The 12,224-nt window shown below is 67.9% G+C and carries 16 protein-coding genes and 1 tRNA gene; 5 read left to right on the top strand and 12 right to left on the bottom strand.

Annotation, left to right across the window (positions count from 1 at the left end; all coding sequences use genetic code 11):
• Positions 1-5: 5 nt before the first annotated feature.
• The 9 genes from rpmC to ACZ48X_RS08590 are packed head-to-tail and all read right to left on the bottom strand — an operon-like array spanning position 6 to position 5,651.
• Positions 6-212 carry a 50S ribosomal protein L29 gene (gene rpmC / locus ACZ48X_RS08550; RefSeq protein ID WP_336352392.1) on the bottom strand — a complete coding sequence of 69 codons (207 nt, stop codon included), beginning with the start codon at positions 210-212 and terminating at the stop codon, positions 6-8.
• Positions 213-215: 3 nt separating this feature from the next.
• Complete coding sequence (locus tag ACZ48X_RS08555; RefSeq protein ID WP_336352393.1) at positions 216-1,157, bottom strand: 30S ribosomal protein S3; 942 nt, start codon at positions 1,155-1,157, stop codon at positions 216-218.
• Positions 1,157-1,618, bottom strand: coding sequence for a 50S ribosomal protein L22 (locus ACZ48X_RS08560; RefSeq protein ID WP_336352394.1), 462 nt, complete (start codon positions 1,616-1,618; stop codon positions 1,157-1,159). Before ACZ48X_RS08560 ends, ACZ48X_RS08555 begins: the two co-directional genes overlap by 1 nt.
• A gap of 3 nt (positions 1,619-1,621) precedes the next feature.
• Positions 1,622-2,053, bottom strand: a complete 432-nt coding sequence (locus tag ACZ48X_RS08565) for a 30S ribosomal protein S19 (RefSeq protein ID WP_336352395.1) — start codon at positions 2,051-2,053, stop codon at positions 1,622-1,624.
• Positions 2,050-2,772: a 50S ribosomal protein L2 gene (locus ACZ48X_RS08570; RefSeq protein ID WP_227133674.1), complete on the bottom strand. Its 723-nt coding sequence runs from the start codon at positions 2,770-2,772 to the stop codon at positions 2,050-2,052. Before ACZ48X_RS08570 ends, ACZ48X_RS08565 begins: the two co-directional genes overlap by 4 nt.
• A 2-nt stretch (positions 2,773-2,774) precedes the next feature.
• Complete coding sequence (locus ACZ48X_RS08575; protein WP_336352396.1) at positions 2,775-3,032, bottom strand: 50S ribosomal protein L23; 258 nt, start codon at positions 3,030-3,032, stop codon at positions 2,775-2,777.
• The gene (gene rpl4p / locus ACZ48X_RS08580; RefSeq protein WP_336352397.1) at positions 3,029-3,781 is read right to left on the bottom strand and encodes a 50S ribosomal protein L4; all 753 of its coding nucleotides are present in this window, start codon (positions 3,779-3,781) and stop codon (positions 3,029-3,031) included. The genes ACZ48X_RS08575 and rpl4p overlap by 4 nt, the downstream gene beginning before the upstream one ends.
• Before the next feature lie 3 nt (positions 3,782-3,784).
• Complete coding sequence (locus tag ACZ48X_RS08585) at positions 3,785-4,801, bottom strand: 50S ribosomal protein L3 (protein WP_336352398.1); 1,017 nt, start codon at positions 4,799-4,801, stop codon at positions 3,785-3,787.
• A 4-nt stretch (positions 4,802-4,805) separates the two neighbouring features.
• Entirely contained in the window at positions 4,806-5,651 is an 846-nt protein-coding gene (locus ACZ48X_RS08590; RefSeq protein WP_336352399.1) for an RNA methyltransferase, read from the bottom strand.
• Positions 5,652-6,077: 426 nt separating this feature from the next.
• Between ACZ48X_RS08590 and ACZ48X_RS08595 the strand changes: the two genes are divergently transcribed.
• A tRNA-Gly gene (locus tag ACZ48X_RS08595) sits at positions 6,078-6,148 on the top strand.
• A gap of 480 nt (positions 6,149-6,628) precedes the next feature.
• Here ACZ48X_RS08595 and ACZ48X_RS08600 read toward each other — a convergent pair.
• The gene (locus tag ACZ48X_RS08600; protein ID WP_336352400.1) at positions 6,629-7,852 is read right to left on the bottom strand and encodes a hypothetical protein; all 1,224 of its coding nucleotides are present in this window, start codon (positions 7,850-7,852) and stop codon (positions 6,629-6,631) included.
• A 297-nt stretch (positions 7,853-8,149) separates the two neighbouring features.
• Between ACZ48X_RS08600 and ACZ48X_RS08605 the strand changes: the two genes are divergently transcribed.
• From ACZ48X_RS08605 to ACZ48X_RS08620, 4 genes are all read left to right on the top strand, one after another.
• Positions 8,150-8,605 carry a universal stress protein gene (locus ACZ48X_RS08605; protein WP_336352401.1) on the top strand — a complete coding sequence of 152 codons (456 nt, stop codon included), beginning with the start codon at positions 8,150-8,152 and terminating at the stop codon, positions 8,603-8,605.
• 64 nt (positions 8,606-8,669) lie between these two features.
• Positions 8,670-8,984: a thiamine-binding protein gene (locus ACZ48X_RS08610; protein ID WP_336352402.1), complete on the top strand. Its 315-nt coding sequence runs from the start codon at positions 8,670-8,672 to the stop codon at positions 8,982-8,984.
• 197 nt (positions 8,985-9,181) lie between these two features.
• Complete coding sequence (gene mch, locus ACZ48X_RS08615) at positions 9,182-10,117, top strand: methenyltetrahydromethanopterin cyclohydrolase (RefSeq protein ID WP_336352403.1); 936 nt, start codon at positions 9,182-9,184, stop codon at positions 10,115-10,117.
• A gap of 3 nt (positions 10,118-10,120) precedes the next feature.
• Entirely contained in the window at positions 10,121-10,612 is a 492-nt protein-coding gene (locus ACZ48X_RS08620; protein ID WP_336352404.1) for a hypothetical protein, read from the top strand.
• A 75-nt stretch (positions 10,613-10,687) separates the two neighbouring features.
• Here ACZ48X_RS08620 and ACZ48X_RS08625 read toward each other — a convergent pair whose 3' ends face one another.
• Positions 10,688-11,560 (bottom strand): hypothetical protein, encoded by an 873-nt coding sequence (locus ACZ48X_RS08625; RefSeq protein WP_336352405.1) that lies wholly within the window; start codon positions 11,558-11,560, stop codon positions 10,688-10,690.
• Positions 11,561-11,599: 39 nt separating this feature from the next.
• A complete protein-coding gene (locus ACZ48X_RS08630) occupies positions 11,600-12,184 on the bottom strand; it encodes a universal stress protein (RefSeq protein ID WP_336352406.1) in 585 nt (194 codons plus the stop codon).
• Between the last annotated feature and the right edge of the window lie 40 nt (positions 12,185-12,224).

Below are 12,224 nucleotides of genomic sequence, written 5' to 3' on the forward strand. Positions count from 1 at the left end.
GTCGCTTACTCGTGGTCGCCTTCTTCCGTCTGAATCGTCTTGATGCGAGCGATCGTCTTCTTCAGTTCGCTCACGCGCCCGGGGTTCTCGGGCGCACCACCGGCTGCCTGCACCGCCTTCGTGTTCAGGAGCTCGGTCTCGAGCTCCTCCAGCTCCTCTTCGCGTTCGGTGGCCGTCATGTCGCGGATCTCTTCGGTGTGGAGAATCGCCATGACTTACTCCTCCGTGTCCTCTGCTTCGTCGTCCATCTCGTCCATGAGCTCTTCGGCTTCGGCTTCGACGGCCTCGTCGAGGTCCTCGAAGTCCTCCTCGATGTCGTCGTCGGTCGGGACGTCGACGTCCTCGTCGACGACCTCCTCGTCGAGTTCGTCCTCGATGACCTCCTCGACGACGTCCTCGTCGACCGCGTCGACGGCGTCGTCGTCGGCGTCCGCGGACAGGTCGTCCTCGGCTTCCTGGACGTCCTCCTGGATCTCCGCGAGCTCCTCGTCGTCGGGTTCCTCGATGAGGTCCGCCGCCTCGTTGGCCTCGACAGCCTCGGGCGCGACCTCGTTGACGTCCATGTCGGCGTGCACGCCGAAGTCGTCGGGGAGTTCCGCACCCGGCGGGATGATCTTCACGTCGACACCGATCGTGCCGAGTTTCATCACCGCGACGCCCTGGCCGTGGTCGACGACCTCCTCAGCGGGCTCGCCGTTGTGCTTGATGTACCCGTCGTTGAACTTCTCGACGCGCGACCGCGCACCCGTGACCTTCCCGGAGAGGACGATCTCGGCGCCGAGCGCGCCAGCGTCCATGATGCGTTCGAGGGTCGTGTGACCGGCCTTCCGGAAGTACCAGCCACGCTCGAGCGCGTTCGCGAGACGGTCCGCGACGATACGCGCGTTCAGGTCGGGTTCGTCGACCTCCTGCACGTCGATCTGGGGGTCCTCGAGGTTGAATCGCTCCTCGAGCTGGGTGGTGACCTTCCGGATGTTCTTCCCACCTTTCCCGATGACCATCCCGGGCTTCTCCGCCTTGAGGACGATCTGCATGCCCATCGGCGTCGGCGCCATCTCCATGCCGCCGTAGCCGGCGCGACCGAGCTCTTCCGCGAAGAACTCGTCGATCTGGGAGCGCTGCATCCCGTCCTGGATGAATTGATGTTCGTCAGCCATTATGCTTCGACCTCCTCGACGACGATCTCGACGTCGACCTCCGGCGTGTTCCACGGCGACGCCCGCCCCATCGCGCGGGGCTTGCGGCCCTGAGACTCGCCGACCTTGTGTGCCGCACAGTGCGCGATCTCCATGGATTCACCGTCGAACCCCTGGTGGTCCGCGTTCGCGGCGACGTTCGTGAGCAGTTCCTTGAACGCCTTGCTGGCCTTCTCGGGGAAACGACCGGCGTCCCAGCCGTCGATGTCGCTACGGTGCCCGACACCGCTGTTGTGCTGCTTGAACGGCACCGAGCGGTCGCCGGCGATGACGTCGTCGAGGTACGCTTGCGCGTCCGCGACGGTCATCCCCTTGATCTCTCGCGCGATGGCCTTGCTGTGCTTGTTGCTCATGTGACGCTCCCGGAGCATGGCTTTCGCCGTCGAATCCGGATCCGCGTCGACGCTGTAACTGATTCCCATGGTTTACTTGAGTGGCACGAACTTCGAGGACCGCGTCGCCCCGATCCCGGCCTGTCCGTGCTCGACGGACGTTCGCGTGAGCTGGAACTCGCCGAGGTAGTGCCCGATCATCTCGGGCTCCACTCGAACGCGCTCGAACTCCTGGCCGTTGTAGACGGCGAACGTGAGGCCGACGAACTCCGGCAGCACGACCATGTCGCGCAGGTGCGTGCGGAGCGGGTTGTTCGCGGTTTCCTCTTCGGTCGCGTCGCGAGCCTCCTCGATGAGCTTCTGCTTCTCCACGGAGAGGCCGCGTTCGATACTTCGCCGCTGGCGAGCGGGCAGCAGTTCCGCGACGTCCTCCAGGTCGAGTTCCTGGAGTTCGTCGAGCGTGTGGCCGCGGTACGTGAACTCCTCGTCCTCGTCCCGGCCGGTTCGGTATTCCTGATTCGTCATTTGTTACCACCTCGGCCCGTGCGTCGGGAGGAGATGTCGCCGACCTTGCGGCCCGGCGGCGCGTTCCGCGACACGGACTTGGGCTGACCCGGGTGCTGGCGGCCACCGCCACCGAACGGGTGGTCGACGGCGTTCATCGCCACACCACGCACGGTCGGCCACTTGCCACCGCGGGCACGCATCTTGTGGTACTTGTTCCCCGCCTTCACGAACGGCTTCTCCGTCCGACCGCCACCGGCGACCACGCCGACCGTGGCGCGGCAGTCCGGCGACAGGCGCTTCATCTCGCCGCTGGGCAACTGGACGACCGCGGCGTCGCGGTCGTGCGTGATGAGGTCCGCGCTCGTACCCGATGCACGCGCGAACTTCCCACCGTCACCCGGCTGGCGCTCCACGTTACACACGGGAACACCCTCGGGGATCTCCGCCAGCGGCATCGTGTTGCCGGGCTTGATCTCCGAGGAGATACCAACCTGCAGTTCGTCGCCGACCGCGATCCCTTCGGGCGCGAGCACGAGACGACGGTCGCCGTCCTCGAACTCGACGGCCGCGACGGGCGCGGAGCGAGCAGGGTCGTGCTCGATGTCGACGACCTCGCCCGCGACGACGTCCGATTCCTCGAGCTTCTTGTGTGAGAGGTCAGCCTTGTAACGGTGACTGGGGGCTCGGAACGTCGAGCCACCACGACCGCGTCGCTGCCCCTGGATTCTGCGTCCCATTCTTAGAACACCCCGATGCGGGAGGCCACTTCCTGCGCGTCGTCGTCCTCGCTCAGACGAACGATCGCCTTCTTCTGGCCTTTCATCGTGATCATCGTGTTCACGTCGTCCACGTCGACCTCGAACTGCGACTCGACGGCCTCGCGGACGTCGATCTTCGAGGCTTCGTCGTGCACGACGAACTGGAGCTTGTTCTCGAAGTCCATGTCGTTCATCGCCTTCTCGGTGACGAGCGGGAACCGAATGACGTCGGCGCTCATCGCTCGTTCACCTCCGCGACGGCGGACTCCGTCCAGACGGTGAGTCGACCGGCGTGCGTGCCGGGCGCGAGGTCCTCGACGTCGACGTTCGCCGCGGTGGCGACGTCGGCACCGGCGAGGTTCCGCGCGGCCTTCGACGGGCCCGCGTCACTGGACGTGACGAACAGCACGGACTTCGGCTCCGTGTACTTCCGGCCACGGGCCTTCCCCTGGCCTGCGCGGACCGAGCGCCCCTCGTCAGCGCGCTCGACGTCCGCGTCGAGCCCGAGTGCTTCGAGGAGCGCGACGACCTCCTTGGTCTTCGCGAGGTCCTCGAACTCGTCGGACACGACGACGGGCAGGTCGAGGTCGTCGTCGAACTCGTGGCCGCGCTCGGCCACGCGCTCTGCGTCCACGGTCGCCGCGACCGCGGAACGGAACGCGAGCTTGCGTTCCTTCTTGTTGATCGACTTCCCCTGCTCTTTCTCGGCCTTCGGCGGATGCGCCTTGCGACCCCCGACAGTCTGGGGGACGCGCGCACCCTGACCGTTCGTGCGCGGCACGTGCGCCATGCCACGCCCGGAGCCGGGCGATTCCGCGGACGTCCGGAGGCCCGCGTGCGGGTCCGCTCCGTAGTCCTGCTTCGCGTTTGCCTGTGCGACGCCGACCGCTCGCTTGATGAGGTCCGGGCGGAACTGCGTCCCGAAGACCTCCGGCAGCTCGAGCGAGTCGGACTCGTCGCCGTCCAGGTCGTAGATTGTCGCGTTCATGATTTAGCCCTGGTTCGATGCTGTGGAGACGTACCGGACCTCGGGGTCGAGGCGCGGTTGCTCGTTCGGTCGGATAGCCGGGCGAAGTCGGAGCAGGCGCTGGTCGGGACCAGGCACGCTCCCCTTGACGAGCGTGTACGGACCGTCGACCTCGCCGTAGTTGACGAAGCCGCCGTCGACGTTCGCGTCGTCACCGTCACCGAGCCCGAGAATACGCTTGTTGAGCTCGGTGCGCTGGTGGTAGCCAGTTTGGCCCTGCTGGGGGACCGTCGAGCGAACGCGGCTCGGGTTCCACGGACCGAGGTTCCCGATGCGGCGCCGCCAGCCCTGGCGGGCGTGCTTGCCCTTCCGCTTCTGGACGCCCCAGCGCTTGACGGGACCCTGGGTGCCCTTGCCCTTCGTGACACCGGCGACGTCCGCGAGTTCGCCCTCGCGGAAGACGTCCGTCGTGTCGTGCGCGCCGCCGTCCTCGAGGAGTTCGAGGCCGTAGTCGACGCGGTCGTCGATGGAGCCACCGCCGATGCGGGTCTCCATGACGTCCGGCTTCTTCTTCGGGACCGACGGGACGCTACGGGGCGTCGTGTGCGTGATCGCACGGACGTCCGCGATGTCCGCCTCGTCGACGGTCGCGCGGAAGTCGTCGGCCTTCGTCTCGAAGTCGACGTCCTCCGGGACGTCGAGGACGCGGTCGAGGTCGTCGTCGACCTCGGGCGCCCAGACTTCGGTGAGCGGCTGCTTGCCGTAAGGTGTGTTCTCGTACGCTCGCAGGGCGACCGCCTTCATCGGCGGCGTCTCGATGATGGTCACGGGAACGGTCTCCTCCATCCCTTCGCGGGGGGAGTCGGACTCGTCGTTGATCATCACCACGTGCGTCATGCCGGCTTTGTAGCCGGCGAAAGCCTGCAGCGTCGGCTGTCCATCGTCCTCGGGCCACGAGTTGAATCGCGGCGTCTCGCTAGACGCGCGAACTCGTGGGCCGAATCCGAGCGAGCCTTTGCGTGGTCTGCTTGGTTGTGGCATGCTGTTACCTCGTTAGGGTGAGGCAGCCGAGTGTGGCGAACATCGCTTCTTCGGTTCGCACGACCTCGCTGCCCTGGTTCGGGATCGAATTCACCCAGAGGTCGAACCCGGGTAGGTCACCGGATTCGACGGTGTTCGAGTCCACGGCGTCGGCGTCGACGCCGAGGATTGGCGGCAGTCCTCTGTCGGGCGCTCCGAAGACGACGGTCAGTCCGTCGTCGTGGATGCGCCCGGCGAGCGTGTCCAGCCTGGACACGGAGAGTTCCTCCCCGTGTCGTGAAGCGGCGATGGTCACGCCCGCGTCCTCACGGCCGAGTGCTGCCGAAATGGTCGATTGCTCCACGTCGAACCCCGGGAGTGGGGCGTCGACGAGTCGCGCACGAACCGGTCGTCTCGAAGAGACCCTGACGGTCACGCGCTCTCCCTCAGCCACCTCCATCGCCGGAGGGACGTTGAGGGAGATCGGGTGTTGCAGTCCGCAATTGACCCGGACGCGCCCTTCAGGTCCGACCTCGGTCACGATTCCCTGTCTTAACGACTCCGAATCGTTCGATTCGGAGCCGGTCTGTGACGCCGGGAGGAGCGGCGGCAGGACACCGACGTACTCGAGTTCTGGCCGTTTTCCCCATGCCTCGCGTTTGAGGTAGGGGGGCGTTGCGGCGTATTCGAGTACGGTGCGTACGAAGTCCCCGCCTCGTTTCCGTTCGCCGTCTTCGTCGGGGAAGACGACGAGTCGGTCCGCCCGGAAGATGGTCGCCGCGCGGGCGACGTAACCGAGTTTGCGAGTTGCCTCGCGTTTGTCCTCGGCTTCCCGGGTGAGGGAGGACGGCACGAGTACGCTGGTGGTCATGCCGTGACGCTTTCTCGCCTCGTCACTAGACTGTGCCGATTGTATTCGAACGCGCCATAAAAGGGTGCCGAATTGTATTTGGGGTTGTGAGGCGCTCTCAGCCCACTAGCCGCGTGTTTCGAGTTCACAAGGTGACGCATTGGCGTGGGTTGGTTTCGCACGCAGGGTGGCTAGCCGGCCTCGCGAGGAAGGGGCGGGCGAGGCAGGCCCCAAGGGCGTGGGCGCGTGCGACCGCTCGCGTGACGACCGGTTCGGTGCCGCGGTCGCTGGCCTTCGCTCGCGCGAGCGCTCGCGCACGTAGAGAAGACATAGTCTGGAGTCTCGACCCCGGCGCCCTGTGGTGGTTCCACGTCACGAACGCGCCACGATTCGGAACCCTTATCTGTAACCCGGCCACTACGATTAGGTACGCGAAAGCGTGACCGCGCGCAGATAGTGTAGTGGTATCACGTGACCTTGCCATGGTCACAACCTGGGTTCAAATCCCAGTCTGCGCATTCTTCCGGTTTCCCAGACGACGAGCGTAGCGAGTCGTCCGAAACCGGAAGAATCGGTATCTGGGATTTGAGCAGACGAGTCGCAGCGCCGAACGCAGTGAGGCGACCGTCTCGTCGCGTTCAAATCCCGGTCTGCGCACTTCTCTCGACGACAACGCCGACGAGCACCGCATAGCGGTGCGAGTCATGCGCGTCGGCGAGTGCAGTCGAACGCTGGGATTTGAGCGGGGAGCGCGCAGCCGAGCGAACCGAGGACCGTGCGACCGAGTTCAGGTCCTGGTCTGCGCACGTTTCGTCGTCTCGGAGTCGACGAGCGTGGCGAGGCGGCTGCGTTCGTCGAGGTCGAACGAGTGGATTTCGGGGTTCGAGTGACGGGGGTCGCTCGGTGTCGTCGGTTGTGAGTGCACCTGGTTGTTCGTGGTCGGTGCGGTCGGGTGGGTGGCGCGTGGTGCTGGCGGGGTGAGGGCGTCGTGTTCGCGGTCAGTCCTCGGGTTGCGTGGTGAGGTGTTGGATGACCTCGAGCGCGTCGGTTTCGTCGATGGTGTCGGATTGGACGGTGGCGTGGATGACTTTGGCTGCGAGTTCGGTGTCTCGGAGTGGTGAGGTAGGTGCTGGGTTCGTCGTGCTGGTGGTGAGGCGTCGTTCGAGTTCGGTGACGGTGGTGGCGAGGTCGTCGACGGCGTCGGCGAGGGTCGTGTCGACGGCGTCGTCGCCGTCGTCGTGGTCGGGCGAGCGCGGTGGTCGTGTCTCCGCGAGTGCCGTTGCGACGGTTCGGTCGACGCCGGTCGTCTCGGTCGTCTGTGCTGCGTCGAGTGGTTCGGCGACCGTTTCGTCTGATGATTCCGCTGCGTCGGCGTCGTGCTCGTCGGTCGACTCGCTCGGTTCAAGCGCGTCGGTTCGGGCCGTGTCGGGGTCGTCTGGGTCGCTCGGCTCGTCGTCGGTCGGCCGGTCGTCCGTCGGTGCCGACGGCTCGTCTGCTGCTGGTTCGTTCGCACTCGCATCCTGCTCGTCCGTGCCCGCTTTCGCGTTGCGCGTGCTCCCGGAGGCGTCGTCGGTCGTCCTGGGTTCGTCGGCCGTCCCGGGCTCGTCGGTTGGGGCGTGTTCGTCGAGCTGGAGGTCGGCGACGTACGACTGGCGGTTCGCCCAGTCGAAGCCGTCGATGGCGTTGAGTTGCGTGCTGACCGTCGCCTGACTGACGTCGAACGTCGCCGCGATCTCGCTCTGGGTTGCGTCGGGACGCGCTTTGATTGCGGCGAGGTACTCGCGTTGCCGGTCGGTCAGTGACTCGACGCGGTCGGGTGTTGTCTCGTTCGCGTCCGTCCGCCCGTCGTCGCTGTCGGTCCCGTCGTCGCTGTCGGTCCCGTCGTCGCTGTCGGCCGCGTCCACATCCGCTTCCCCGTCGGACCCGTCCGCGTCGACGCCATCCTCGGACCCAACGATTGACGGTGGCGTGGTCGCGCCGGCGTCCTCGTCGGCCGCCGCGACCGTGGCCAGTCCACTCCCGTCCGATGCGGTTGCGGACGCGTCGGCGCTGCTCGCGGTCGGACTGCCAGTGCTCGCCGACGGGTCACCGTAGTCGTCGAGGACGCGTTCGACGAGCGACGGCGACGCCGCCGAGACGCGCTCCGAGAGCTCCTCGATGGACGCGTCGGGTCGCTCTTCGGCGACGTCGAGGATCTTCTTGTGGACGATCGCTTTCGGCACTGTTCTTCCCCCTCCTGCGTCGTCTTGTCCGGATTGCATCCCCCTTCTGCCGGGTCATTACACAGTCCGCCGTATAGCGTTATTGCCCAGAATATTTTCATCAGCTACGCCGACCCTGCGTGGGAAAGCCGTGCTTGTCATCGGGCTGGTCGTCGGTGCGGACGGCTTCGTCGCGGTCGGCCGGCGGGTGCCGAGTGCTCGTCACCGGTCACCCGAGGCCAACGCCACCCTGCGGGTGCGTGCCACGTTGACGCGTACTGGAAACGCTTTTCCGGAAACCCCGTGACAGGTCGGGATATGGAGAAAGCACTGGCAGTCGTTCGAATGGACACAGGTGCGACGGAAGCGCTCGTCGAGGAGGCCGTGGAGCTGTGCGAGGGCGTCGACGCGGAACTCGTGCTCCTGCACGTGATGCCCGAGGACGAGTACGAGGACCGGATGGCGACGCGCCTGGAGACGGGGAGCGGTGGCGGGACGTTCTCCATCGACGAGGCCGAACGCGAGGCGACCCACATCGCGAAGGAGGCGGGTCGACGGGTCGTCGAGGAGCACGACGTCGACGTCGAGTACCGCGGTGTGGTCGGCCGCCTCGAGCAGGACGCCATCGAGATCGCCGAGGACGAGGGCTGCGACCACATGTTCATCTCGGGACGCCGCCGGTCGCCGAGCGGGAAGGCGTTCTTCGGTGACGTCACCCAGCGCATCCTCCTGAACTTCGACGGGCTGGTCACGGTATCGCTCTACGACGAGTGACCGCTCGGTAGGTCCAGCGAGGACAGTCGACGCGCTTTCGGTCGCGCTCGCCGAACGTTCCGGTATGACGACCGTAGCGTTCCTGTCGGTGGCACCGGTCACGGAGGACAGCATGGCTGGCGAGGTCGCGAAGGCCGTCGCCGCACTCGAGGAGTTCGACGTCGCGTACGAGACGACGCCGATGGGGACGACCATCGAAGCGGACGACGCCGAGACCGTGTTCGCGGCCGCGAGCGCCGCGCACGCCGCCGTCGACGGCGACCGCGTCTCCACGTTCCTGAAGGTAGACGACAAGCGCACCGTGGACACGACCGCCCGCTCGAAAGTCGACCGCGTCGAAGAAGAACTCGGACGCGACGCCCGCTCGACCCAGGACTGACCCCTGAGCGACGCGGCTCCCACCGGTCGCCGCGCCGCTCGTTCGGCGACTCCCGTTGGTCGTCGCACCCTCCGCGCCATTCGTATCGACCGCGAGCGACGCGGCTCCCACCGGTCGCCGCGCCGCTCGTTCGGCGACTCCCGTTGGTCGTCGCCCGAACTGGCGTCTTTTATTCGTGAGGGCGCGCTAGCGGGGGTATGGAGAGTCTGAATCGGATGGCCATCGAGCTCGTCGACGAGGCCATCGACTTCGCGGAGCAGTTGCACGTTGGGGCGTTCGAACTGGAGAACGAGGCGACAGTCCTGGACTTCGGCGTGGACTTCGACGGCGGGCTGGAGGCCGGCCTCCTCCTGTCGGAGATCCAGACCGCGGGGCTGGCGACCGTCCAGAGCGAGCTCGGCGACGTCGCTGGCGCGCCGCTATCGCACGTCGAACTGACGACCGACCACCCGGCGTACGCGCTGTTGTGCTCGCAGAAGGCGGGCTGGGAGGTCAGCGTCGACGACTTCGAGGGCCTGGGGAGTGGGCCGGCGCGCGCGCTCGTCGGCGAGGAGGACGTCTTCCGGACCATCGGGTACCACGACGCGTTCGACCTGACGGCGCTCGCGGTGGAGACGGAGACGCTCCCGGACGAAGCGGTGGCGGAGCACGTCGCGGAACTGACGGAGACGAACGTCGAGAGCGTGTTCCTGCTCGCGTTCCCGACCGCGAGCATGGCGGGGAGCGTGAGCATGGCCGCACGCGCCGGCGAACTCGCGGCCTTCCGGCTCGCGGAACTCGGCTACGACCCGCTCTCGGTGCTGTCGGTGAACGCTCGCGCCCCGGTCGCGCCGGTCGCGCCGACGGAGGACGAGGCGATGGCGCGCACGAACGACGCGCTCGCGTACGGCGGCGAGGTGCACGTCGTCGTCGACCAGGGCTTCGACCGGTTCGACGAGGTCGCGAGCACCGCCGCGGACACGTACGGGAAGCCGTTCATGCAGGTGTTCGAGGAGAACGACTGGAACTTCCAGCAGATCCCGAAGGACGTGTTCGCGCCCGCGAAGGTGACGATCGACGTCCGCGGCGGCCCGACGCACGTGTTCGGGGAGACCGACGAGGAACTGCTCGCGGAGAGCTTCGACCTCTCGTAGGCGATGCGATTCAAGCACGTGCCGCGTCCGCCCGAGTCGGTCGACCGCGTGTTCGAGTCCCGGCAGGCGGTCCCGCTCGTGCCGGACACGCAGGACGACTGCTGCACGCGACTCATGGAGCGCGTCGGGTTCCCGGAGCGCGACGAGGCCGCGAAGTGGTTGACGTTCCTGCGCGCGCTCGGGCTGGTCGCCGAGCACGAGCGCGGGTACGCGAGGACGCGCGAGGACGTCGACCCGGTGGAACTCGCTGAGCGGTTCCTCGAGGGCGTCTATCTCGCGCCCGCGGTCCGCGACGCGGTCGCGGCCGCGGACGAGCCCGTGTCGGCGGACGCGGTGTTCGATGCAGTCGCTGACAGGGTGCCGCAGTACGAGCGCAACAAGTACCCGACGAACTGGCGCGAGGTCTGGGGCGAGACGGTCGCGCGCGAGCTCGACTGGCTCGTCCTGTTCGGCGAACTCGAGACGACCGACGACGGCCGGTATCGGGTCGCGTAGCGCGGGTCGTGTCGGTGACGCGTCCCGTCGCTCACGCGTCCCCCGTCGTCTCTCGTTCCCGTCGTCTCTCGACGTTCACGCGCTCCGGCGTGCGGCGAGCGCGAGGAAGAGGACGCCGAAGAGCGCGGGGAAGCTGGCGACGGCGTAGAGGACGTCGGCGCCGTCGACGCCGCTGGTCGCGCCGAGTGCGACGAGGGCGGCGGCGAGCGCGAGCGACCCGACGCCGGCGGCGACGATGGCGACGCGGTCGGCGCGCGAGCGCGGGGCGTCGACGGTGCTGTCGGCGGCGACGCCGGCGTCGAGGTCGTCGCGGACCTGCGCGTAGGCGTCGCGCGGTACCGTGAACAGGAAGGGAGCGTCGCGGCCGCCCGGTCGGGCGACGAACCGCGTGTTGACGAGGACGAGGCCGCCGACGTCGACGGCGCGGACGGCGGCGAGGTCGGCGAGCGGGTGCGTGTTCCCGTGGACGGTGAGCGTGCCGGCGTCGCGGTCGACGCGCCCGGCCGGGCCGCCGATGGCGAGCCCCATCGCAGCGACGAACAGGACGCCGACGAGCGGGTAGACCGCGAGGACGCTGTCGCTGGCGACCGTCGCGACGAGGGCGGCGGCGGCGAGGATGCTGCTGGCGGCGACGCCGACGGGGTGGAGTGCGCGGACGTCGAACGTCTCGCTGGGCCAGAGGTCGTCGGGGCGCTGGTCGGCGTCGAGGAACGGCACGAGCGCGACGGCCGACATCGGGCCGCCGACGAGCACGAGCACGACGGCGACGAACAGCGTCCCGCTGTCGCCGCTCGCGACCGCAGCGGCGACGGCGACGGCGAACGCGAGGAGCGCCACGAGCGCGAACGCGCCGAGGACGCCGACGAGCGCGTACCCACAGAGGCGGCCGAATCGCGTGTCCGTAGCCGAGATCTCCCAGGCGACGACGTCGCCGCCGCTCGATTCCATACCAGAAGTGTTCGGAACCTTAGTGGAAAAGGGTGCTGGTCAGGCGGAGCCTTCGCCGGGGACCTCGTTCGCGGCGTCCTCGGGCGAGCCGTTCGCGGACTCGCTCTCGGGCGCGTCCTCGGCGCTCGTCGCGTCCGCGTTCGTCGAATCCGCGCTCGTCGCGCCAGCGCTCGTCCCGTCACCGCTCGTCTCGTCGGCGCGGGCGACGGTGACTGGGACGGGCGACCGTCGGATGACGGTCTCGGCGACGCTCCCGAGGAGGATGCGCGTGACGCCGGACCGACCGTGGCTGCCCATGACGACGTGGTCGACGTCGTGGTTCTCGGCGTACCCGACGATGGTGTTCGCGGGCCGTCCGACCTCGATGACGGTGTCGGCGTCGACGCCGGCGTCGCTGGCGCGCTCGGTGGCGTCGGCGAGGTGGCTCTCGGCGTTCTCGCGGGCGCGAGCGAGCCACTCGTCGCCCAGTGGCGGGAGCGAGAGGCGGCGGCGGGAGCCGGCGTCGGCGGGGTCGATGACTGTGAGCAGCGTGACGTGGGCGTCGGGGAACGATTCCAGCGCGAACGCCAGGGCGCGGTCGGCCTGCGTGGAGTCGTCGTACGCCACGAGCACGTGCACAGACATGGTATCAAATAGCACAGTTGGTGGGATAAGTAATTCGACC

The sequence above is a fragment of the Halorubellus litoreus genome (assembly GCF_055378595.1).